At 51.7% G+C, this 23,883-nt stretch carries 16 protein-coding genes; 2 read left to right on the top strand and 14 right to left on the bottom strand.

All coding sequences use genetic code 11. From position 1 onward, the window contains the following. Positions 1-394: 394 nt before the first annotated feature. Positions 395-4,336 (bottom strand): galactose-binding domain-containing protein, encoded by a 3,942-nt coding sequence (locus PBOR_RS14235; protein ID WP_245648180.1) that lies wholly within the window; start codon positions 4,334-4,336, stop codon positions 395-397. Between the two features lie 499 nt (positions 4,337-4,835). On the opposite strand from PBOR_RS14235, the gene PBOR_RS14230 reads away from it, so the two are divergent. Beyond that, positions 4,836-5,918, top strand: coding sequence for a nucleotidyltransferase domain-containing protein (locus tag PBOR_RS14230; RefSeq protein WP_042212634.1), 1,083 nt, complete (start codon positions 4,836-4,838; stop codon positions 5,916-5,918). A gap of 253 nt (positions 5,919-6,171) precedes the next feature. On the opposite strand, the gene PBOR_RS14220 is transcribed toward PBOR_RS14230, so the two are convergent. The 4 genes from PBOR_RS14220 to PBOR_RS14200 form a co-directional block, all read right to left on the bottom strand. Next, on the bottom strand, positions 6,172-7,878 hold the full coding sequence (locus tag PBOR_RS14220) for a methyl-accepting chemotaxis protein (RefSeq protein WP_081972046.1): 1,707 nt from the start codon (positions 7,876-7,878) through the stop codon (positions 6,172-6,174). A gap of 776 nt (positions 7,879-8,654) precedes the next feature. Continuing rightward, positions 8,655-9,353 (bottom strand): Crp/Fnr family transcriptional regulator, encoded by a 699-nt coding sequence (locus PBOR_RS14210; protein ID WP_042212628.1) that lies wholly within the window; start codon positions 9,351-9,353, stop codon positions 8,655-8,657. A gap of 81 nt (positions 9,354-9,434) precedes the next feature. After that, positions 9,435-9,968 (bottom strand): hypothetical protein, encoded by a 534-nt coding sequence (locus PBOR_RS14205; protein WP_042212626.1) that lies wholly within the window; start codon positions 9,966-9,968, stop codon positions 9,435-9,437. A gap of 1 nt (position 9,969) precedes the next feature. Then, complete coding sequence (locus PBOR_RS14200) at positions 9,970-11,502, bottom strand: DUF4153 domain-containing protein (protein WP_042212624.1); 1,533 nt, start codon at positions 11,500-11,502, stop codon at positions 9,970-9,972. 114 nt (positions 11,503-11,616) lie between these two features. Between PBOR_RS14200 and PBOR_RS14195 the strand changes: the two genes are divergently transcribed. Further along, on the top strand, positions 11,617-13,293 hold the full coding sequence (locus PBOR_RS14195; protein WP_042212622.1) for an ABC transporter substrate-binding protein: 1,677 nt from the start codon (positions 11,617-11,619) through the stop codon (positions 13,291-13,293). 8 nt (positions 13,294-13,301) lie between these two features. On the opposite strand, the gene PBOR_RS14190 is transcribed toward PBOR_RS14195, so the two are convergent. The 9 genes from PBOR_RS14190 to PBOR_RS14155 all read right to left on the bottom strand — a co-directional run bounded on the left by PBOR_RS14190 (position 13,302) and on the right by PBOR_RS14155 (position 23,882). Further along, positions 13,302-15,359, bottom strand: coding sequence for a CotH kinase family protein (locus PBOR_RS14190; protein WP_245648178.1), 2,058 nt, complete (start codon positions 15,357-15,359; stop codon positions 13,302-13,304). 108 nt (positions 15,360-15,467) lie between these two features. Beyond that, entirely contained in the window at positions 15,468-15,959 is a 492-nt protein-coding gene (locus PBOR_RS14185; RefSeq protein ID WP_042212618.1) for a DinB family protein, read from the bottom strand. 44 nt (positions 15,960-16,003) lie between these two features. Beyond that, positions 16,004-16,744 (bottom strand): DUF1835 domain-containing protein, encoded by a 741-nt coding sequence (locus PBOR_RS34995; RefSeq protein ID WP_099052464.1) that lies wholly within the window; start codon positions 16,742-16,744, stop codon positions 16,004-16,006. Positions 16,745-16,747: 3 nt separating this feature from the next. After that, on the bottom strand, positions 16,748-17,092 hold the full coding sequence (locus PBOR_RS36640) for a hypothetical protein (protein WP_099052463.1): 345 nt from the start codon (positions 17,090-17,092) through the stop codon (positions 16,748-16,750). Between the two features lie 24 nt (positions 17,093-17,116). Next, positions 17,117-17,944: a stalk domain-containing protein gene (locus tag PBOR_RS35470; RefSeq protein ID WP_052429474.1), complete on the bottom strand. Its 828-nt coding sequence runs from the start codon at positions 17,942-17,944 to the stop codon at positions 17,117-17,119. Positions 17,945-18,745: 801 nt separating this feature from the next. Next, positions 18,746-19,570, bottom strand: a complete 825-nt coding sequence (locus PBOR_RS14170; RefSeq protein ID WP_042136184.1) for a carbohydrate ABC transporter permease — start codon at positions 19,568-19,570, stop codon at positions 18,746-18,748. After that, positions 19,563-20,459 carry a carbohydrate ABC transporter permease gene (locus PBOR_RS14165; RefSeq protein WP_042212616.1) on the bottom strand — a complete coding sequence of 299 codons (897 nt, stop codon included), beginning with the start codon at positions 20,457-20,459 and terminating at the stop codon, positions 19,563-19,565. Before PBOR_RS14165 ends, PBOR_RS14170 begins: the two co-directional genes overlap by 8 nt. Before the next feature lie 113 nt (positions 20,460-20,572). After that, positions 20,573-21,913, bottom strand: a complete 1,341-nt coding sequence (locus tag PBOR_RS14160; protein WP_042212614.1) for an ABC transporter substrate-binding protein — start codon at positions 21,911-21,913, stop codon at positions 20,573-20,575. Between the two features lie 187 nt (positions 21,914-22,100). Continuing rightward, a complete protein-coding gene (locus PBOR_RS14155; RefSeq protein ID WP_042212612.1) occupies positions 22,101-23,882 on the bottom strand; it encodes a sensor histidine kinase in 1,782 nt (593 codons plus the stop codon). Between the last annotated feature and the right edge of the window lies 1 nt (position 23,883).

The following is a 23,883-nucleotide window of genomic DNA, read 5'->3' as shown; positions in this document are numbered from 1 at the left end:
TGTTGTACAAAATACAATAATTCTCCTCAGATAAGCAAGATAACTCCTTAATTGTTGTATAACATACAATATTTCCGAATTTTAGGCGGAATAGAGCCTGAAATGTTGTAAAATATGCAGGATTTCTGGCCGTTAGGCAAGCTTGAGCCTGAAATGTTGTATAACCTGCAGGATTTCCGCAGTTAGGTGGCTCGTTGTACATACAGTCCTAGACCCGGTTCCAAGATGAACCGGTTATGCTGTCCATAGGAGGACAGTTATCCCTTTCAACGGGAAAAACCGCCCCCCGGACACACGGGAAGCGGTTTTTGCAGTACGCTGAATATTATGCAACTTAGCATAATGCAGCTGAGCAATATTCAGCCATACAATAATCAGCTATACTATTTCAGCTCTACGGATTCACAGTAATCGTAAACGTCGACGTAGTATTTTTAATAGGAGTTACGGTGTTCAGGATCTTCAGATTGTTGAAGACAACGTTGCCTACCGCCGGGCCCTGGCCTGCTTCGGCCGATTCGTTGGCCCAGATGCCGACTCCGGACTTGGCGTCGAACGCGTCGCCGCTCTTCTGCGCACCGGAAATCGTGATGTTCGTAAAGATGGTATCCGCTACAGGGAACTGCGGTGAATTGCCGACATAGTTGGTCTGGAACATGATCCCGTGATAGGTCGGATCAATAATATCCACATCGCTGACCCGGATGCCCTGGAACACCTTGGAGGCGGAGAATACCCAGATGGCCGGGAAGGTCTGTGAGCCCCAGAAATGTCCGCCCGCCCGGACAACCGAAATGTTCTGGAAATTCGTCGTCGGCGATGCGCCGAACCCGTTCATGGCATAACCGAAGTCGAGCGAGCTGATCGTAATCCCGGAATAGCAGAGCGTATCCGCAATATAGATGTTGCGGAAGGTGTTCGCATAACCGCCATAGACGGCCACACCGGCTGCACGCCAGGTCAGGATCGAGGTCAGGTTCTCGTATACATTGTCCTTCATGTCCGAGCCGCCGGAATCGATCGCCGAGAACAGCGCGAAGCTGTCATCTCCGGTCGCCCGTGCTTCATTGTTGGACACGAGGTTATTCGTGCTGCCGTTGGTCATGTTGATGCCGTCGGCGAAGGTGTTGCGGATACGCGAGTTTCGGATCACCATGTAATCGGTATTTGCACCCCAGTACATACATACCTGATGTTCGGTCCAGATGTTGTCAATCGTAATGTTCGCTACATTGGAGAAGTCGAACACTTTTCCAGGACCGTCAATGCGTGAGGTATAGTTGCCGAAATAGGCAAACCCCGAGAAGGTGGAGCCATTCGCAGAATCGGTAGCTCTGAAGCCAACATCCGTATTGGACTGGTTAACCGGCGCATAGAACCGGGTATACCAGGGACCGGCTCCGACAATTTTAATAGGTTTGCCGTAGACCTGGAACTTGTTCGAGGTTTCATACGATCCGGCTGGAAGATATACACCCACAAGGTTGCCGGTCGTATCCATACGGACTTTATCAATCGCATTCTGCACATCCTGGTGCGTGAAGCCCAGCGGAACCGTATACTTGGACGGGTCCGGATTGGCGATCGGCGCTACCTGCTCCAGGCTGACGAAGTCAATCGCATACTGTGAAGTGTTGGCTGCGTCCTTCTGAAGTCTGATTGTGCTGCCAGCCGGAATGGTGCTGTCGAACATAATATTCGCTTCATCATAGATGTGGCGCGGAGAACCGGCGCTTGGCGAATTGCCCGGGCTGATCTCTGAGCCGTACAGCCAGGCGTATTTGGAATTCAGCGTAATGGCTTTATTGAATACACCGTTCACATAAATATTAAGTGTAGCCGTTGTTCCATCACCGCTTGCCGAGTCCGGAATCGAGAACCGGGTAACGAGCGTATTGGTGCTGGCTTTGGTGGTGAACTCAACATAGCTGCCAGTAGTATTCAATGTGACTGCTCTTCTGCCTGAGGCTTCACCGGCAAGATCACCGATATTGCGGTTCGGATTCAGCTTGACAGCTCCGCCCCCGACAACCCCGTCCTCCGCTTCATACATGTCGTAAGGCATATTGGCCCCGCGTCCGATGTAGAGCGACTGATTCTGGATGTTGTTGGCCCGCTTCACTGCAAGTTCATTGGCGTCTACGGCAATTTCAGTTTTTACATTATATTTCCCGTTCACAGCGGTCCAGGTTCCAAGGGCAACCGGAGCCGTTATGCTTCCGCTGGCAATGACACCGTTATAAGTGCCGGTCAGCGTTTTGATTACCGCACCGGTGGTCGCATCAGTCAAGGTCAGCGTGAGGTTATGTGCACCACTGGCGGAAGCCGCCGTTCCCTGATTCTTAATAGCCAAGGAGAAGCTCACTGTATTCCCGCCAGCAGGATTACCCGGAGACCAGCTGACCGGAGAAGCGATCAGATCCGAGCTGGATACGGGATTTACGGTAAGCGATGCAGGATTCGAGTAGCTGTTATTCCCTTCATTCAGCTCAATGACGGTGTTGTTCTCGTCGACCTTTGCACTTAATGCATAGGTTGCTGCATCTTTGGCGCCGATGTTCAGCGACACTGTGGCCGAAGCTCCTGCGGCCAGAACACCGACTGGTGCTGTTCCGGCAAGCGTGGTGCCAAGATAGAAGCCGACGGTTGTTGCTGCCGAAGAAGCAGACCCGGCGTTCTTAACGGTAGCGTTCAGCGTGATGACATCGGTCTCTACCGGAGCAGAAGGGCTCCAGGACATCGCCGTCACTGTAAGATCCGGATTCGCAGCCGGTGTGCCGATGATCTGAAATTCAGCTACCTGTCCGGCGCTTGAACCGGAGTTCGTAGTGAATTTCAATTGCAGCTCACTGGCCGTTGTGGTGACTGGAATGGTCACGGAGTTGCCACTGGCCGGGTTAAAGGTGTACACCGTGGCCGGCACTAGACTAGTGAAGGTGCCTGTAGACTGGTTATGACCCAGTACCTGAATGGTTTGGGTACGGGTAGCCCAGGCTGCAGCCGGATTCAGCTTCACGACTACCGAAGTTACATTGGCATTCGCGCCAAGGTTCACAGTCAGCGTATTCGGATAGCTTCCGCCCGCCCCTTCCCAGTACGTATTCACGTCTCCGTCATTGGCATTGGCGGGTACAAATGTAAATACAGAAGATGAAGCATTAATGGACTTGCCGATCGCCAGGTTCGAGCCGGGACCCGCGCTTGGGGAAGCCGTCGGCGAAGCGGTTGGCGAAGGTGTTGGTGTGATAACTGGAGTTGGAGACGGGGTTACTGTTGGAGTTACTGTTGGAGTTACTGCTGGTGTGGCAGTCGGAGCTACGGTAGGTGTAGCCGTCGGCGCAACAGTCGGCGTTGGGACAGGTGTGGCTGTTGGCGCTACCGTCGGAACGGGTGTAGCCGTAGCGGTCGGTGCCGTTGAGACGGTCAGAACCAGTTGATCCAGATTCACGTTGCCGGAGTCGGACGCATCGTATTTGTAGGCAATAGTGTTATTTCCGGCTGTTAAAGCAAGAATTTCTGCCTGTGTGGACCAGGTATCCCAGTTAGCCAGATTGGCAAGCGAGGTCTGCTTGATCTTGGCCCCGTTCACATAGACACTCAGCGTCTTGGTGCTGCCGGAGGCATTGGCATACCGCAGCGCTGCGCTGTAATTGCCTGCGGATGCAGCCGAGACAGTGAAGGTTGTGGCTGCTCCCTGGGCAAGATAGCCGTCAACAAACGCAGACCCGGTATAGCCGGTGTGATCCGTGTTGGTCTTGGCCCCGCCGGACAAGGCGGCAGCTTCCGCTTCATAAGTTCCCGGCGGAGAAACCGCGGTTCCGTACACTTCAAGTTCAGACAGCTGCGCAGCAGGCCAGCCGGTGTTGGCCGTGAAGTTTATTTTAATATAGCGGGCTGTTGCAGCAGTGAAGTTGACCGTGACTGTGTTAGAGCCGCTGGAAGGATTGAAGCTGTAGGCTGCTGAGGCAGCCAGATTGCTGTAAGAAGCATCATCCGTACTGCCTTGAACGGACAATGTCTGTGTTCTTGCTTCCCAGGCTGACGGCAGCTTGAGTACAACCTGATTGACGCTGCTGCTGGAGCCTAGATCGACCTTGATCCATTGCGGAAAAGCATTGCTGGCACTCTCCCAATACGTTCCCTGGTTACTGTCATTGGCATTCGCTGCCACATACACATCACCCACAGAGCTGGCGGTAATCGTCTTGCCTTGAGCCAGATTGCCTGCCGCTGCCCCCACTGCCGGGAATAACGCCAGCTGGCCCACACATAGCGCAAGTATCAAGCTGTACAGCAGGAATGTCCTTTTCACTGAAGCCTTGTGTCTGGTAATCATCTGACAACCACCTCCCATAGTTTTATGATGCCGTTTTAAAGTATGCGCTTTCATAAATGATCCCCTATACTCCTCGCCTCCTTGATTTATTCTGCCGCCCCTGCGGTTCTGAAGATATGTTGCAATCAGCCAGTTCACTCCTCCTCCCACTGCTGCCCTTACACATTCAAAAGACCGGTCCGCTCCTTGCGTCAATATGCAGAACAGCAAACCGCAAGCGCAAGAGAAACGGACCGGACCCGGAGTGAGCCTATGAACTAACTAATTATGGTAATAATATAAGATATCACTAGGTTGAGGTCGATGGCTTATTCTATGATTAGTATGTGCATAAATACGGATTACATATTTTTATGCAGCACTCCTGAGCGGAGCAGCAGCACTCGATTCCACTGAACAACACCGGGAGAGATTAAACCTAATTAAAGTCGGCATACCCCCGCAGGCAGGATGCTTATACAATGAATACAACAAGGCGCGGGCCAAGGGGGAACTAAACATGAAGAATGCTGACCAACAGGAGCTATTCCACAAAAACGAGAAACTCATTAACATGGTTATTGAGCGGGCCAAGCGGGATTTTCCGGAGGAGATTGCAATGATCGGGCTTACGGGCTCTTTTCGTACCGGAGATTTCCATGACAAAAGCGATCTGGATCTAATTATTATTAACAACAACAACCAGGGCTGGGACTTCTCTTCCTGCTTCATACTGGGGGACGTCGGATACGATATCTATTGCACTCCATGGGAGACAAGGATTGAAGATCAGGCTGCGCTTGAAAGTCCGATGAATTCCAGTCTGATAGATTTACAGGTGCTCTATTGTGCCAAACCGGAATATATGGAGAAATTCAATGCGTACAGACAGAGGGCGCTGGATATTTTAGCTAAGCCTATCGGGAGCGAATGCATCGGCAGAGCGAAGAAGTGGCTCGATAGTGCCAAGCAGGAATACGCGAATACACTGCTCGCTGGAGATCTTGGGGCCGTCAGGCTGGCTTCAGGCGAGGTTGTATACAACCTGGTAAATGCCCTGGCCAGTTTGAATAACACTTATTTTAAAAGGGGGCTTAAGCGTTACCTGGAGGACATTTCCACCTGGCAGTATCTTCCCGGCAATTTTGAAGCGATATATATGGATGTCATTAATGCCAAGACTATGGATGAAATCAGAAATACCTCCTATATACTCCTGAGTAGTATTAACAATCTGTACAACTCCCTCTATCAAAAATATGTAGTCCAGCCCGTCCCGTCCTATGATAATCTGGCGGGCACCTATGAGGAGCTATGGTGCAACTACCGCAATAAGATTATTGCCAGCACCGAAGCGAAGGATAAATCCTATGCTTTCTATACCGCTATGGGGACACAGCAGTTCCTGGATGAAATGACGGAGTCGCGGGGAACCCGGAAGTTTGATCTGATGCAACACTTCGATGCGGATCAGCTAGATTTATTTAAGGAGCAGTTCCTGCTGGCGATGGATGAGTATCTGGAAGAATATAACCGCACAGGCCAGCCAATCGAACGTTATGATACCTTTGAAGAACTTTATAGACAATATATGAAGGTTTAGGTAATTCTCTACGGGGGATAATTAAGCGACCCGATGATCAGGAGGTTATAATGCTTAGTTATAAAAACACAACGACGGAAGTTGCTGCCAGTGGAATCGATACTGTTATTATATCCGTTGGTGCAACCGAGCAGGTAAGCCTGAATGCAAAGACCCCCGCCGTTTCCGGCGGGGGTCTAAGATGTATTCTCTGGGAGAGAATTCTCTCTTATTCTGCACGATCAAGCTGAAAATAAGCTGAAGGCCTGTTAATCTACACGTTGAAACGTGCCACCAGACCCTGCAGACCTTGTGCCAGCATGCTCAGCGCGCTGGCAGATGAAGCAATTTGTTCTACCGAAGCCATCTGCTCCTGCGAGGCAGCGGATACCTGCTGCGTATTCGCCGCAGTGGTCTCTGAAATCTGCGTAACGGTACGGATGGAGTCTACGATTTCCTCGGTTGCCGCCGTGATTTCTTCCACAGCTCCGGACACCTCCTGAACCTGTCCGGCCAGCGAATCAATCGAGATGCGGATTTCGTTGAAGGAATGTCCGGCCTCTTCGATGATGCGAGTTCCACTCTGCACTTCGTTCATGCTGTTCTTCATCACCTTCACTGCATGGTCGGCATCCGACTGGATTCCGGTCGCCATCTCAGCAATCAGATTGGCGGATTCAGCAGATTGTTCGGCCAGTCTGCGTACCTGATCGGCCACTACCGCAAATCCTCTGCCCTGCTCTCCGGCCCGCGCCGCTTCAATCGTCGCATTCAGGGCCAGCATATTCGTCTCTGAGGCAATCCCCTTGATCACTCCGACAATGCTGCCAATTTCCTGTGACCGCTTCACGAAGCCCATGACCTGCTGCGACAGGGACTGAATGGATTCGTTGATGGAATCCATCTGACGGCCGGCGGACTGCAGGGACTGGTCTCCGGCAACCGCATATTCGGCAGAGCGCAGCGAAGCTTCAGAAATATCCTGCACACTGGCAGCAATCTGCTGAATCCCGGCAGACATTTCAATAATCGTATTCATGTTGGTCTGCAGATCATTCATCTGCCGTCCCGTGCCATTGGCAACTTCGCCCATTATCCCGGCGATCTTCTCGGTCGCTTCGGCAGTCAAACCGCTGTCGGAAGTCAGCTTGACCGAGGAGGCTGCGAGGCCGCTCGCAGAAGCATTCACCTGGCCGATCATCGCCGCCAGATTATCCGTCATTTTATTGAAATTCCGGGCTAAATCTCCGATCTCATCCTTCGTCCGCACACTGAGCTTGCGGGTCAGATCGGCATCCCCGTCTGCTATTTCTTCGAGCTGCCTGTTCACATCACTTAGCGGTTTCAGAATCCGTGCCGACATCACGAACGCGATCAGCACAGCCAGCAATACCGATAGTCCGGTTACCCCCATACTGGTAATCATAGACGAGCTGCGGTGAGTAGCCGCCTGACTCTGCTCCTTCGTGATTTCTTCATGCAGCATATTCTCAAACACAAGCTGTGAGTCGATTATGGTATCCAGGGAGAGCGTAGTAAACGACTTCTGTGCCTCCGGGAAATTACCGTCTTTGGCTAAGGCAAAAGCTTCCTCCAGTACGGTCAGATAATTGCCCCATTCACTCTCCAGATTCGTAATTCCTGCAAGCTCAGCTTCGTTCAGACCCGCACCCTTAAGCTCCTCGGCAGCCGCCGTAATCTGCGGGATCATCGCTTCATAGGCAGTCAGGTTGGCGGTTCTTTCCTCATCCGTATTGCTCATAACATATCTTGCCGCCAGCCCGTCCGCCGTACGGATATCATCAGTTAATCCCTGCACCAGCGACAGCTTGCTGTAGTTACGGTTGATCTGTTCTGTAAGCATGGTTACCTTACCCTGAAATAAGGTGCTGCCCGCGATTGCGATAATGAACACGATAATCACAGCGGCGAAGCCGGACATGATTTTGGCGCGTATTCCTCTAAGGTTGTTGAACATCATAAATTCCTCCACTCTATATGTAAGCTATACTGCATAACCCCTGCCCTTAGGGGCTTGTAGACTATGTATCCTGCATGCACGCTCCATGCGACTGGTGCTGGCTTGTCCTCCTTAAGCGTGTTACTAATCTTTTCCTCATGCCTGTATCTTACGTCCCAATGCTTAAACCAATCTGAAATGAAGCTGAGCATCCGCTGAATGAAGCAGAAGCAGCTGATCCAGCCTCAAAGGCGGTGTATGCTCGTGCAAGAAATTGCGGGGGAATTACCGGAAATACAAGGATAATGAATAACAGAAAGCATACCTCCGGGGAAGCACATTGTGTTCGGTTTTCCGCATACATTGGCCCGGTTACCTCCACAGAAGCATATTGTATTCGGTTTTTCGCATACATTGGCCCGGTTACCTCCACAGAAGCACATTGTATTCGGTTTTTCGCATACATCTAGCCCGGTTACCTCCACGGAAGCATATTGTATTCGGTTTTTCGCATACATTTGGCCCGGTTACCTCCACGGAAGCACATTGTATTCGGTTTTTCGCATACATTTGGCCCTCCGTTAGCCAGGCTTCCGGGGAATCTGTGGGATTCGTGATGCAAGAACAAGATCACCATATTTTCATAAACAACACAAAAAAACCGCCACCCCGGCCGATGGCAGGAAGTGACGGTTATTCGGATGAGTATTCGATCCCCTAAGCTTCTATAGCTATTATGTATGTAAGCTGCTGTCATTCACTCAGGTTCACTCATATTCACTAGAGTTCACCCAGGTTCATTCATACAAATTGCCGTTCGCAAGCATGGCCAGCCGCTCTTCATCCAGCACGATCAGCCGGCCGCGTCTGCGTTCAATAATCCCTTCTTCGATCAGGCGGCGCACCACCCGGTTCAGATGCCGGTAGCTGGTACCCAGCAGATCGGCAGTCTCTGTCAGGCTGGAGGTACGGATCTCCTCCACGCGCTGGGCGCCGGTGTTGTCCGAGAAGAGGGACATCAGGTAGCTGGCGAAGCGGTTCTCCACCGGATACAGCACATTCATGGCCGAGGTCTGGCCCAGCGTATACAGCTTATGGCTCAGCTCCCCGACGAGGAAGCGCAGCAGCGCCGTATTGTCTTCGAACTCTTTTAGCAGCAGCTTCCTTCCGGCCACCAGCAGCAGGCTGTCGCCCACCGATACCACCTCATTCTTGACCGGATACTGGCGCAGCAGCTCAACATCCCCGATCACCGACATCGGCCTTGCGAACCGGACAAGCATCGACTTGCCGTTAGGCAGCAGGGTATGAATCTTCAGCTTGCCCTGCACCAGAATGAACATGCTCTCCAGCCGGTCGCCCACCGAACACACCGCATCCCCGTCGTTGTAACGCCGAAGCTCCATCTGGGCAATTGCGCCGCTGCTGAACATTGCCGTAAGATTATTCTGCTCCGCAAGACTGCGTACCGCCTCCGGATTTACTATCGAATACATGCAGCTCTTCCTCTCCCGCTGTGTAAAGTTAACTCTGTCTTCAAACTGTACCACAGCTCAAGGTCAAAGGGCTAACCGGCTTCACCTCATGTCTGCGTCGTCCAGGCGGATCTCTGCTACAGTTGCATCCGGTGAACACCAGAATTCTAAGGTTATTCCTTGTTTATGATCAATGTATCCGATAATATCTGCGGTCTGCTCATTGCTTTTGTAATATTTGCTTCCATACAGATCAAGCACACTTTGTTTGCTGTCTCCGAGTCCGATGCCCAAGGCCGTATGGAGCGGATCATCCGAACGGTTATTATCCGTGGCTGTGATCATAATCCGCTTAATCAAACCTTCGTCAGGCCCGGAATGAACCGAGGCCGTGACAAGACCGTCTTTCCAGTGGTAGTAATCATACAGCTCATTATCCTCCTTACTTAAGGGGCTGCCGAACTGCTTAAGCAGATGATCGTCATTAATATTGTCGTGCAGGTTCACACCGCCGATCGCTTCGCGGGCGAGGTCCGTGGAAGGCGTCAGCTTTTCGGAATAGGCAGAGAAATTATACACCCCGAAGCCTGCTACGATGAGAGCGATCAGAATAAATACAATCCGTCTGATACCCATACTAATGGACAACGCCTTTCTCAAAATAATCCTTCAGCTCCCGCTGCTCCCGGAAGTTCGCGACATTAAAAGACGGCCAGTTGCGCAGCGGCCGCACCCGCTCGGACAGCCGGTTCCGCAGAGCCTCGTCGAGAATGCCATTCTCCTGCCTGCTGAACTCAATCAGCTCAGGGACCACATCCGCGGACAGCCCGGTCAGATAATTGGCATCCAGGGTGCCGCTTGCGGCATAGCGCTGAATATTCTGTCTGGCAATAATATGATCCATCCCGATATAATTCATCAGCACATAAGACAGTAAACCGAGCACGATGTAACACTTAAGCAGCGGGAACTCTGCCCGGATGATCCGCACCGCAGCCAGAACAAGCAGCAGCCCGAGGAAGATCATGAAGGCATGCACCAGGAAGCGGATATAGGTGTAACCATACGCTTCTTCATATAAGGTCAGCCGCGAGTAGGCAGAATAGAGCATGACCATGGAGCAGAGAACCAGAATATAGAGCAGAATCTGAATCACCCGCTTCAGCCCTCCGCCCGCTTTGCGCACCGCCAGCAAGGACAGCAGCAGAATAACGAAATTGAGCGCTGTCACCAGAATCAGCTCAAAGAATCCGCTCCGCGCATAATCCGCATAAGTCTTGCCATCGGGCAGAACGCCTTCCCACGCCCCGAACAAATACGAGAATTGCACGCTCACAAACAGCATGTATACGGCATTGATCACCGCAAGAACTGTAGTAATGATGATGGGATCATCAACGCCGATACTCTCCTCCTCCGGTTCATTCACATCCTGCACTGTGAGAGTATCAAGCCCCCCAGGCGGATAGGTCTGGATATAGGACTTACTATCAACAAACCCCCACACAAAGCCGAACATCCCTAGTCCAAGCAGGATAATCCACAACGCCCTTGTGATCCATTCGCCAAAAGAGATATTGTCAAAGTAACCCGGGAGCTCTGTCAGCAGCCGGTTGAATACCCCATCCGCCGTGGAGAGAAGCGAGGTGACGATCAGCAGCAGCGGAAGGGAAATCAGCAGCCCGATCACTATACGGATCAGAACCTGCTTGCGTTCATTAGACACCCCGCCCTGGCTACGGCGTAACAGCTTCACCGCTGTGTTCCAGTGGCGCAGGCTCTGGGGGAAGAAATGCTCCAAAGCCGCTCCGATCAGCCCGAAGCCGCTCCAGGACGGCAGGCGGTAACTGAGCATATAAGTCATATGTAATAGAATCAGCGCAGGAATTACAAGATAATTAAGCCCGAAGAAAAACCAGTTGCCAAACAGTGCGTACGTCAGCGACAAAAGGAAGACTGAACCCATCCACATATAGCTGAACCAGTTGTGCTTACGCAGCTTCTCCTTGCCGAAATAGAACATAAACGCGTAGAACAGCACTACAAAAATAGGGTAAGAGATTCCGGGCATCTTGCCGTAGAACAGGTACTGATGCACAAGCGCAAGCAGAAACGCGGCCAATAATGCAACGCGCGCAAATCCCGGTTTGGATACGGTTTGATCGTCCATGGTAAATTCCTCCATCATTTTACTTTCTTACCCTGATTCTAGCTGATAAAATAAGAAGAAAAAGAGAAATATATTATTATTAATTTCCTATTTTGTGAAAGGAGAATCCTATAGATGAAGCTGCACAGTCAATTTCTGAAGCTGCATTCGCATCATGGCGGCCCGGCAGAGGTCCTTGTTACCCTCGATGAGCTGGCCTTGACCCTTGGCTGTACCCACCGCAACGCACTGCATGTGGTCCGCAAAATGGTAGAGCTGAACTGGATCACCTGGACGCCCAGCCGGGGAAGGGGGCGGCGTTCCAGACTTGTGTTCCTCGCAGCCTCCGAGGATATTGCCCTGGAATCCATGATGCAGGCCATCAGCAGCAAGGATATCAGCAGCGCCCTTGAAGGCATCCGCGGGCATACCCGCACCTCCGCCCTGCAGGATACGCTCCAGGGCTGGCTGCTGGCCTACTTCGGCCATCATGCCGAGATGCAGAGCGACAAGCGGATCGATACGCTGCGGCTGCCGGTCACCCAGCAGCTGCATACCTTCGATCCGCTGTATATGAATCTGCTGGCAGAGTCCTTTGTCTCCAGCCATGTCTTTGACGGTCTGGTCGGCCGCAGCGGCGAACGCGGCAAAGTCATTCCCGGCCTGGCCCACGCCTGGGAGACCGATGAAGCGCGTACCGCGTGGACCTTCCATCTGCGCAAAGAAGTCCTGTTCCATCACGGCAAGGTACTGACCGCCGAGGACGTGGTCTACTCTTTTGAGCGGATGATGTCTACCTCACAACGGACGCTGTACAGCTATATTTTCAAGGAAATCCAGGAAGTCAAAGCACTGAATGCCTCCACCGTCCGCATTCTGCTGAAGAAGCCGAATGAACTCTTCCTTCCCTTCCTCTGTACCAGCCGGGCAGCTATTGTCCCCCGTGACCTGCAGTCGATTGGTGAGAATGTGTTTGGACGAAAGCCTGCGGGGACCGGACCTTTTAAGGTAGTGGAGATGAGTGAGGATACTTGCGTGCTGGAGGTGTTCCCTTATTACTTTCAGGGGCGGGCCCATCTGGACCGTGTGGAAATCATCTATGTACCCTGGGGGCTTGCGCCGGAACCCTCCGAGACGGGTTCGGGCTTCCATGTCATTCCGAATCCGCAGGCAGCGGGTGCCGGCTCCCTGAGCAAGATTCATTCCGAATCCTCGGTACGCAAGTTTGTCACCTGCAACACCAAAAAAAAGGGACCGCTAAGCGATCCCCTTCTCCGTGCTGATATTCTGTCCTGCCTGCATGAGGCTCCCCGCGAACCCTTCCGCCATTCAGCCGGTCTTCCGGCGGCGGCACTGCAGATTGCTACCATACCGCAGTATGCCGGAGATGCTGAATACATTGCAGCAAGGCTGAAGCAGCACGGATATGCATGTAAGGTAGTATCCGTATCCCCGGAGGAATTCAAAGGACCGATCCGCCTGCAATCCGATCTGATTGTCTTCTCTCTGCTCCGTGATCAGGACGAGCAGCTGCGGCTGTACGATCTGTATCTGACACTCTCGCAGCATATTGAGCCGCGTACCCGCGCCGATATTGAAGGCAGGCTGCATATGATCTCCCGGGAGCCTGACGCCGCTGCCCGGACAGAGGGCTTCAGGATTATCGAGGACAGCCTGACCCGCGATCATCAGCTGCATATCCTGTACGAGAAGCCTGCCGAGACGGCATATCTCCCCTCTGTCCGCGGGGTAACCTTCAACAGCCAGGGCTGGGTGGACCTGCGTCACCTTTGGTTTCCGCCGGAGCTGTAAAGTATACTCTAAGCTCCACTCGCCTTGGCCGAGGCTGTTACGGTTTGTGCCGCAGCATTCCAGAGCACATCCAGACCGAGTCCCTCGGAGATGAATCTTACCGGAACCAGAGTCCGGTTGCCGATGATCTGCGCAGGAACATCCAGCGTAAGCGCCTGTCCGTTAATCGAAGCAGTTTTGCTGCCAATGGTCATGATGATTGTAGTGCTTCCTTTAACCGCAGTGATTTTCTTGGCAGCCTGGTCCCAGGTCACCTCTGCGCCCAGCGCACTGAGAATAGCATTCACAGGTACCAGCACTCTTCCATCCTTGTTGACTGGCTGCTGATCCTGGAAATCAACCACTGCGCCGTTAAGCAGTACAGAAATGCCTGTTCTGCTTGCTGTTCCTGTAGCTGCCGGTGTTCCCGCATCCGCCGTACTGCTGCCCGCCGCTGTCTTGACGACCTCCGGCAGCGGTGTAACGGTCAGGCCGAGCTGCTCCTGCAGATTAGCGAGCCTGTTCAATGCAAAGGTCATCAGTGATCCCGCTGCCATCGTCCCCATGCCTTGGCCTGCTCCTCCAGCCTGGCCCCCTTCGGGCCGGGTTGCTGCTCCGGCGGCAGTGCCGGCTGATGCTGTTGCCGTTGCTGTGGTTGCTGTCGCAGCCGGCGCCGGTGAAGGAGCCGTCCCTGCCGTTGTACCCGTTCCTGCCGGACGCGCCGGAGGAGTTCCGCTTGGCATCGTTAACCCTTCTGTACCGGCAGGAGGTGTCATGGTTCCGCTGCCCATTCCGGCTGCATCAGCTGTGTAAGCCACATTGTTCTCGAACTGTTCCATGGTGTAGAACTTGGTCGGATCAGCCTGCACATACGGCCGGATCAGTGAAGCAAGCCCGGTAATCCGGCTCTGGATGCCTTCCAGATAAGTAACCAGCTCAGACACATACGTATTGTATCTGGCCTTATATTCGGGCACCTCCAGCAGGTTGCCGATCAGCGGAACCTGATCCACATCAATCCCGAGTGTGGGTGTATCGATGGAAGCCGTAACGGCATTGACCGCTGAAGCAGCAGCCGTGATTGAAGCTGCAGACGCGGCCGTTCCGGTTGCTGTAGTATTGCTTGCAGCAGTACCCTTTACCGCTCTTCCGCCTCCGCCCGTGTATCCGTTAAAAGACATATTCATATCCCAGGGAATCACGGAATATTTGCCCGCTGCATCGCCATACAGCAGATAATTATGTCCCTTATCCCCGTTGTAGCTGTCATAGTTGCCGAGCACGGCATTGGCAGCGATATATTTCAGTGCAGAATCTACATCCAGTACACTTTCAATATTGCCCTTCTCTCCGTCAGGCATTGCATTCAATACGCTGATGAAATTCTTGAGTGAAGCCTTGTCATCCTCAGTACCGGTCTCATAAGTCAGTGAATCATAGTCACTGCCTTCTTCAGCCTTCAGATAACTCTGCTCTTCCGTATCGTATAGCACACCGGAATCGGCATCCTCACCGAAATTACGCTCCAGATAACTGTCATCCACAGCTTCAACGCCGACATAGAAGCCATACAACTCACCGTTGATGTACAGATTAGTGAATACTGTCAGCGGAACATCCTCACCTATAGAGCGCAAGGCTTCATAATGCAGGTATTCGCGCAGAAATGACGGATCGGAGTAGCTGTTGTTAAGCACTATTTTATCCAGCCCCAGCAGGGTCTGCGTCTTGTCGTACTTATCGAACTTCAGCCGGAAGCTGTACCGGTCCGAATCCGTCATGGATGCTACAGACTTAAGCGTCAGGTTCCCCTTGGTCGAGAAGCCTACATTCTTCAGCACATTTCCATCCACATCTACGGTTACACTTTTATACTCCTTGTCCAGCGGGCTAGCCAGGATACTTGTCCAGTCCTCGTCAGCAATCGTTACCTTCACATTAATGATCTTATCCGGGGTGAACAATGACTCATATGCCTGTGCTGTTCCCGCATCCGCCGCATAAACCGCAGCAGGAATGCCTGCAACCGCAGTTACCGACGCCGCTACCGCCAGTGATAATGACGTCAGCATCAGCTTTTTCAACATGTTCTTCATTCGCAAAATGTGTAATCCTCCTCAACACTCAGATTTGTATCTTGTTCATGCCTGCTGGCATTGTAAAATACAAACCTGAAAGAGGACTGAAAGTACCCTTTATTCTCCGCCGGGCAAACTGCCCGCAAGCCCTCTGCCTACCAGATTGGCGGATACCGGCTTCTTGCCGAGCTCCCTGGACCAGACGGAAAGCTGGCCGATATGATGAATCTCATGAGCAATAATATGGCGCATAATCTCACCCCAGGCATCCTCAATGACCCGTCCATCCGCCCGCTCATCCTTCAGTATGTTCCGCTCCAGCCCCTCATGCCAGGCCAGCACAAACTGCTCCACCTCCGGCCGGAACCTTGCATCCAGCTCCCTGATCTTCTGCAGAGTGCCAAACTCCGGGAAATCGGCCCGAAAATCAGGCTTGCCCTCCATATCCCGTATCCAGCTCAATTCCACATCGATAATATGAACCAGTGTCTTCAGAATCCCGCCCATTCCGCCTATCCGTTCTTTCAGCAGCTCTTCCTCAGGCAGCTCCTCACACCATTTGTACCATTCCTCGCGGATCATCCAGTTATAACGGAATAATGTTTGCATAGGCTGCCTCCTGAATTGTAATGTAATCTTCAACCTTCCGGCATTCAACGTTCAGTTTCCCTGCCCTGCTTGCGTCTGATGCTGTAGAATCTCATCGCTGTCGGAACACCCTTAATCTCAAGAACACCGCTATAGATCAGTTCTCGCAACCTGTGTTCAAAATAAGCGTCTCCAATATACTGCTCACAATATCCCAGTGCCTCTCCAACTAACCGTGCGGATTTCAGAAATCCGTCATCTCCGGACGGCGGCTTCAGGTAGTCCAGCTTCTCCAGCAGGTAGCTGTCATAATAGTCAGCCGGTACCTCAAGTACAGCATTGTCTTGCCATATCCGCAATACCCGGGACTGCTCAGAGATGTTCTGCCATTCCTGGTCCAGCCGCGTGATATCCGCAGCAGTAAGCTTGCGGCCGTCGTGGATGCGCAGGAGTGCCTCCCGAAGCTTATCCGCAGGAATCTCACCGGAACTACGGTATTTGATGGAGGCATCCGGAGTGTTGTACAGCTCTTCACAGATTGCGCAGGCATCGCACACCACAATGCCGCTCGGTCTGTTCCCCAGCAGATGAACAGCAAGACGCAGTCCGGTCTGCTCGCAGGCATTGCCGCTGGTCCAGATCACGACCTCAGCCTGTTCGGGAATCTGCTCCAGCTTGTCCATAAGCTCCGTATATATTTCTTCGCCCTCATCGCTGGCGGTAAAGTATCCCAGGATATTCTGGAGAAACCAGTCACTCCGGGCCTTCCTTCCCTCCGGCGAATCCAGCTGGCGAAGCGGACCTATGGCTTAATTCTCCCGCAGTGTAACAAGCTTGTGCGAGTCAGTCCAACCCAGTCCCCGCAGCGCCTGCCTCATACTGCCGCCGAAGGAGTCACCGCCCACGAGATGTACATACGTACAATCCGGTGAGGGGTCCCAGATTACCCGTTTCTCGCGGGGTTTCATCAACATTGTGTAATATCCCAGCAGTCCGGCAACGGGTCCCGCAATCTGTTCATCAAGCGGTTCTTCAAGCCGCTCACTCTGTTCCTTCAACCGCTTGATCTGCGCCAGAATCCGCATCAAATACAACTTTACTTCTTCATCCCTCAAGCCGCTAACAGCGTTTACGATTTCCTGCATATCTTTCATCTGATTCCACCTTTGTTCAGGTATTTATATAGGGGAGCGGTCCAGCAGCCTCCCTTTGACAAGCAAATAAAGCGGGGGATAGGGCGATTGCTTCTGAGCGGTAACCAAGGTGAACCCGTCCTTCCCGACAGCCGGTCTTTCCCGTTTCTGCACCGGGAACTGAACTGAATCTTTGAACACCACATATGCTGCTACATCCGCTGCTCCTGCCGGAATATCATTTCCGGTTATATTCTGCGACTTAACAGTAAAGCTGCCCTTTGCCGGGTCATAGGTGTAAGAGACAGGCCGGAAAGCATCGTTGCTGATAATCGCCCCCGGCGGTGCTCCAAAGGCGCTTCTCTCCAAATCCTCTAATGCTAATTTAATAATATCCGTCTGCATCAGAGTGTCACCTGTCAGTGTATAGAGATGATTACTCTGATCCCATTTACTCACGATGCCCAAACTGCCCGCCAGCACACTGACCGGAATGAACATCGAATTCTGCTCCATCACCGGAACCGTATCCATGGAGCCGGCAACCCCGTTAACGGAAACGGATTTCGACCCGATCGTGAAAATAACCGTTACATCATCCATTCCAATTGTAGCTGTTTTACTGTTGGCATCGTAGCTGACCTTCGCCCCGAGCAGCTCGCTGATCGAGCGCAGCGGTATCATCGTCCGGTAGTTCGCATCCACATAAGGCGGCTTAGGGGCCGTGTAGAGCACATAATACTCGTTGATCTTCAGCAATACCGGGTAATCCTTAGGCGCTGCATGCACCTTGCCCGGATTACTTCCTACCAACAATACTAAGCTCATTCCCGCTGCCAGCAGCCCCGCCAGTAATCTCTTATTCTGTTTCATAGGATTATTTACGCCCTCTTTCTAATAAATTGTGAACAATGCACCGCTCCCGCTACTGCGTTTCTTGTAAATTACGCGTGCAAAGTACAATATCAGGTTTCAACTAGTGAAACCACCTTGGAAATTCACTCGCTTGCTTACGGTTTCCCGTGAACGGATTACGGTATATCCACGCGATGCTTAATTGCACTTTGTACAACTAAAACGTCTGATTTACAACCGGTTCTCCGTTTAGTTGTATTTCGTACAATTAAAGCGCCGGTTGTAGATGATATACACCGATTCGGGCAGATATAGTTGTACAAACTACAGTTATAAGAGGCAAGCCTACCTTTTCGCTGTTTTTAATTGTACAGAATACAACTATTGCTGAATCCCGCTTGGAGCTGAATACATCAATTGCTGCATTGTTGAACGAACACCGCTCCAGCCGCCTCATTCGGATTGAATGTCCGCAGTTAAGCAACTCATCTTATCCCTCTCCTCCCACCTAATTTAACCCTCATCTAGTAAATTAAGCAAGCGAAAGAGGCAAGCAGCATCCTTTCTGCTGCTTGCCTCTTTCTCTATTCTCCCCTGCCCACTACCCATTAATCAATTGAACTAGAATCTTTCCCATTTGGGATGAGTGGCGGAAGAGAAGTTTGGAACTGTAGGAGCGGTAGCGTCCGCCTTTAGATTTGAATTTCTACCGCACTCTATGCGGCTTAAATAAGGAAATTCAAATATAACAGCGGCCGAAAGTCCAAACTATCTCTGTAGTCACGATTACTCCCAATTTCAGAAATGTTCTGGTTCAATTTATTTCACCGACCCGATCATCCCAGCCACAAACTGCTTCTGCATCACAAAAAACACCAGTGCCGTAGGGATCGTGCCGATCACAATAGCGATCATAATCATACCGTAGTCCGGGGCGTAGCCCGAACCGAGTGTGGAGATCAGAAGCGGCATCGTCTTCGTCTGCGGGGTCTGCAGCACGATCAGCGGCCAGAGATAGTTGTTCCAGCTCGACATGAAAGTGATGATTGCCCCGGCGGCGTAAGTGGTCTTCATAGTCGGAAGATAGATGCGCAGGAAGATGCCCAGCTCGCTAAGCCCATCCATCCGTCCTGCCTCCAGCAGCTCCTTCGGGAACATCTTCGTGCTCTGCCGGAAGAAGAAGATCAGGAAGGCCGTAGTCACCGTAGGCAGAATGACCGAAGTCATCGTATCAATGCCCATCCACGGGAACACATTCGAGATCTTGCCGAACATCCGGTACAGCGGAATCATCAGCGCGGCGAACGGAATCATCATCGACAACAGCAGAATGTTGAACACAATGTCCTTCGAGCGGCTGCGGAAGACTTCGAAGCCGTAACCGGCCAGCGAGGCAATCAGCAGCGCCAGCAGCGTGGTGGTGATCGAGATTTTAGCGGAATTGATCAGGGATAACTGCAGATCTGTGGTGTCCAGCAGCTTCTGGAAATTATCCAGCAGATGTGTACCGGGCAGCAGCCGCCCGCGGGTGACGTCAACCGACTTGTTCGTGGAGCTGACCACCATCCACAGGAACGGGAAGATCGAGACGATGGCCGCGATGCTGAGGAACAGATACATGAAGAAACGTTTGCTCTTAGCCATTTTTATCACCTGCCACTTTGAACTGGATGACCGACAGCAGCGCAATCATAATCACGATGGAATACGATACGGTGGCTGCATAGCCGAAGTCTGCTGAATATTTGAACGACAAATTATAAATGTACTGGGAGATCGTCTGTGTCGCATTTCCCGGTCCGCCCTTCGTAATATTCATGACCTCATCGAATAGCTGCAGGGTACCGATGGTGGATGTGATCGAGGTAAACAGGATGATCGGCTTCAGCAGCGGGACAGTAATTCCGAAGAACTGCCGTGACGCCGAAGCCCCATCAATTCTGGCGGCCTCGTAGATGGAACTGTCAATATTTTGCAGGGCAGACAGGTAAAAAATCATATTGTAGCCCGTCCAGCGCCACGTGATCGCGATAATAATCGTAATTTTGGCCCAGAACGGGTCGGTAATCCATTCAATCGGAGCACTGACCAGATGGAGCTTCAGCAGCATGGTGTTCACCAGTCCGTTGCCGGCAAACAAATATTTGAACACTACGGAATAGGCAACCAGCGAGGTTACACAGGGCAGGAAGATCGCCGTCCGGAAAAAGCCCTTAAATTTCAGCTTGCTGTCATTCAGCAGCACCGAGATAAAGAGCGCCAGTACAATCATCAGCGGCACTTGCACCAGCAGATAAATGAAGGTGTTCTTAACGGACGTAATGAACGTTTTGTCGGACAGCAGCCGTGAATAGTTATCGAATCCGGTGAAAGTCAGATTGCTGCCCGTTCCTGTCTGGAACGACAGAATCAGCGCCTGGAGCATCGGGTAGAAATAGAAGACGAAGATCAGAATGACCGCGAGCAGGACGAAGGACCATCCGGTCAATACGCTTTTGGTACGGATACTCACGCTCGAATTAGTTTTTTTCACATCGGCCCAGCCCCTTCATGGTTGAAAATAATAAACCCCGGACGCTGCCCCGCCCTCCTGAAAGCCCGGGAGCCGCAGGCCACGCCCAAGGTTTACCTGTGTGTCAGACTCAGCTATTTAATCTGCGATTCGGCCTGGGCCTGGGCATCGCTCAGCACACTGTCAATGTCCTTGCCGTTCAGATAATTCTGCATTTCAACAATAAGGATGTCTTCGATAGCGTAGGTATTGATACCGTAATTAACACTTGGAATCTGCTCTGTCCAGGCGGCGAAATCCGATACAACCTTCTGGCCGCCGAAGAACTCATTAGCCTGGCCGTAAGCCTCCCCGCCCGCAGCCGCTTTGAACGTACCGATGACACCGATGTCCGTGAGCAGCTTCTGGTACATTTCCACATTGGAGCCGAAGGTCTTCGCCATGAAGTCTGCTGCCGTTTCCTTGCCGTCCACATTCATCACATACCATGAGCTGCCGCCGAGATTCGAGGCATGAACCGACTCATTCGCGGTCAGCTTCGGAAGCGGTGCGATGGCCCACTTGCCGGATTGCGATGCTTCAGCCGTGATTGAAGGCGTTATCCAGTTGCCTGTCGGCACCGAAGCCACATCCCCGCTGTTCAGCGCAGCAACGAACTGGCTCCAGTCGGCATGCACATTCGCCACATTGGAATCTGTCAGCCCTTTATAGATTTCAAAAGCTTCCTTCAGCGGCGCATTGCCGGCAATATTCGGCGTCTTGCCGTCTTCCTTCAAATACCATTCACCGGCGGATTGAATCATCATCCGAATCAGCCCAAGGTCGTTCGGGTCCAGTGTAATCAGCGCCTTGCCGGTCTTCTCTTTCACAGCTTTGCCGATTTCAATATATTTGTTCCAGTCGATATCCTGCAGATCGGCCAGCTTATAGCCTGCCTGCTCCAGATAATCGGTTCTGACATAGAGTCCGGTTACGCCGGAGTCAAAAGGAATGCCGTACTGCTTGCCGTCCAGGCTGGTTGGTCCTGCTTTATAATCAGCGAAGTCGGAGCCTTTAATCGAGCTGCTGAGATCATAGAAGGAATCCTTATAGGATTGCAGGAAGCTCTGGGAGCGGTAATCCTCGATCAGCACGATATTCGGCAGGCCTTTGGTTGTACCGGAGTTAAGGCCTGTATTCAGCTTCTGGATAATATCATTCTGTGCGTACTCTACAATGTTAATTTTGACATCAGGGTTAGTTTTGGCATATTCCGCTTTGGCTACTTCCAGCGCGGCAATATTGAATGCAGGGTCCCAGGCCCAAATTGTAATTTCTTTCGCCTGAGCAGGTGCTGTGGTTGCCGAATTCCCCGCCGTTCCGGTGTCCGCAGCGGCATTACCTGTGTTCTTAGAGCCGGAGTTAGAGTTCGAATTGGAACTGCAGGCAGTAAGCATAAGCAGGCAAATCAGCAATAACGCAATGCCTTTTTTCATTTGTAATCCTCCCCTTTGATGCGCTTTTATGAGTTCCGCTTCAATGTAAGCGCTTATTTATTACATAAGTAATCTTATCATCCGCGAAAGAGGACCCGTTAGAACTTACTTTATAGGGATTTGTCATTTTATCGCCTAATTGTAAGCGTTACCTTTTTGCCGTTTGTTCTTTTTTTGGATATTGGTATTATTCTTGTCCCGGGATCAGCGGCAGGCGGATTTTAATGGCTGTCCCCTCACCAGGTACGCTTTTAATAGTAATCCCGTACTCTTCGCCATACATCAGCACCAGCCGGTCATGCACATTCCTGATTCCAATTCCTGTGAACAGCTGGCGCTTGCTCGCAGGCCCGGACATGGGGAGATCAGCTTCACCGGTGTCCATACCATCCCCGTTATCGACAACCTCGCAGAGCAGGGATCCCGCATCCTGGGAGATGAGGATATGGATATATCCGCCGCTTTTCTTCGTAAACGCATGGAAAAAAGCATTCTCAATAAACGGCTGAATGATCAGCTTCGGCAGATGGAAGTCCATACAGTCCGGTGAAATGAAGAAATTCACTCTGATCCGTTCCCCGTAGCGTACATGGTTAATAAACACATAGGACTTCAGATTCTCCAGCTCCTGCGCCACCGTGATGCTCTCACTGACATTGCTCAGCGCATTCTGCAGCATGGAGATCAGGGCATGAATCGTATGAACCGCCTTCTCCTGGCTGCCCTGCTGTACCAGGAAGTTGACCGAGGCCAGCGTATTATACAGAAAATGCGGGTTAATCTGATGCTGCAGGGCGGCAAGCTCGGCATTCCGCTGCTCCTTCTGCGTCTCGACCAGCTTCTCCACATACTCATTCAGCTCATCAAGCATATAGTTATAGGCATGTCCCAGCTCCTGAAATTCAAAGCTGCCGGTTACCGTGATGTAATTATGGAAGTTCCGCTGGGTGATCTTGGACATCTGCCGGGTAAGCAGGGTCAGCGACCGGGTCAGCCTTCTGAAGATCAGAAACACCACAATCAGGGCTACGATTACGATGGCGGAGCAGATCAGCACTACCATTTTACTGTTGACCATCTGGCCGAGGGCTGTCTTTTTATCAATCAGATTCACAATATAGAAATCATAGGACGACAGGTAATCTGCAATCAGAATGGAATCCGTACCCCGGAAATCAATATTTTTGTAATCCAGCCCCTTCTCTTCAATCTCCTTGGCAAACTGCAGTAAATCCTCCGCCTGCTGGCCCATCAAATCACTGCGGTTGCTGGAGACAATGACTCCATCCCTGTTCAGAATCGCCACATCGTTCCCCGTGCTGACAAAACTCGCATAGAAGGGGCGGAAGTCCTGCTCATGAATGGTAAAATACAAGGTTCCGTAAATATCGCCCGTTGTGCGTTCCATGAGCGCTTTGCTGGCTACGATCACAGCCTCTTTCTGCGGGGAATCCTTACTGCTCTCCTCATAGAACTGGTACATCAGCCGTTTCGGCTCAGCCAGTGTATTCCTGGTCAGCTCATGCTGCTGCAGCTCCTGGTCACTCATCAGCAGATTGTTCGTGTTGGTGGAATAGCTGCGGCCGTTTTTGCCCATGATTTTGACCCCTACCTGGTAGGAGTCCAGAGTAGACTGGATCTTCTTCATCTGCGTCGTCATATTGTAATAGGTCCGCAGTACCCGCAGGGAATTCGAGTCTTCTTCCGTGAGGAAGCTCTTGATGGTGCCGCTCAGCTGTGTGTTGTTGGTGGCGGTAACGATCGAATAATGAAAGGATTCGAAGCTCGCCTTGATCTGGCTGATCACCTTGGTATTCGTAATGCTGAAGGTGTTCATGAACAGCTTCTCCGACATGCGAACCGTGGTCCATGAAGAAGCGATGGCTACAGCAATAATGCTGATCAGCATCACGATGAATATTTTGATGAACAGGCTGTGGAATTTGAAACGGTCCCAATATCTGCGCATA

It is taken from the genome of Paenibacillus borealis (assembly GCF_000758665.1).
GTDB lineage: Bacteria > Bacillota > Bacilli > Paenibacillales > Paenibacillaceae > Paenibacillus_AQ > Paenibacillus_AQ borealis.
This window is presented reverse-complemented; position numbering and strand designations above follow the sequence as displayed.

Coding starts and splice junctions, on each gene's coding strand:
- PBOR_RS14235 (WP_245648180.1), bottom strand. CDS start 4,336: ATGATTACCAGACACAAGGCTTCAGTGAAAAGGACATTCCTGCTGTAC.
- PBOR_RS14230 (WP_042212634.1), top strand. CDS start 4,836: ATGAAGAATGCTGACCAACAGGAGCTATTCCACAAAAACGAGAAACTC.
- PBOR_RS14220 (WP_081972046.1), bottom strand. CDS start 7,878: ATGATGTTCAACAACCTTAGAGGAATACGCGCCAAAATCATGTCCGGC.
- PBOR_RS14210 (WP_042212628.1), bottom strand. CDS start 9,353: ATGTATTCGATAGTAAATCCGGAGGCGGTACGCAGTCTTGCGGAGCAG.
- PBOR_RS14205 (WP_042212626.1), bottom strand. CDS start 9,968: ATGGGTATCAGACGGATTGTATTTATTCTGATCGCTCTCATCGTAGCA.
- PBOR_RS14200 (WP_042212624.1), bottom strand. CDS start 11,502: ATGGACGATCAAACCGTATCCAAACCGGGATTTGCGCGCGTTGCATTA.
- PBOR_RS14195 (WP_042212622.1), top strand. CDS start 11,617: ATGAAGCTGCACAGTCAATTTCTGAAGCTGCATTCGCATCATGGCGGC.
- PBOR_RS14190 (WP_245648178.1), bottom strand. CDS start 15,359: ATGTTGAAAAAGCTGATGCTGACGTCATTATCACTGGCGGTAGCGGCG.
- PBOR_RS14185 (WP_042212618.1), bottom strand. CDS start 15,959: ATGCAAACATTATTCCGTTATAACTGGATGATCCGCGAGGAATGGTAC.
- PBOR_RS36640 (WP_099052463.1), bottom strand. CDS start 17,092: ATGAAAGATATGCAGGAAATCGTAAACGCTGTTAGCGGCTTGAGGGAT.
- PBOR_RS35470 (WP_052429474.1), bottom strand. CDS start 17,944: ATGAAACAGAATAAGAGATTACTGGCGGGGCTGCTGGCAGCGGGAATG.
- PBOR_RS14170 (WP_042136184.1), bottom strand. CDS start 19,570: ATGGCTAAGAGCAAACGTTTCTTCATGTATCTGTTCCTCAGCATCGCG.
- PBOR_RS14160 (WP_042212614.1), bottom strand. CDS start 21,913: ATGAAAAAAGGCATTGCGTTATTGCTGATTTGCCTGCTTATGCTTACT.
- PBOR_RS14155 (WP_042212612.1), bottom strand. CDS start 23,882: ATGCGCAGATATTGGGACCGTTTCAAATTCCACAGCCTGTTCATCAAA.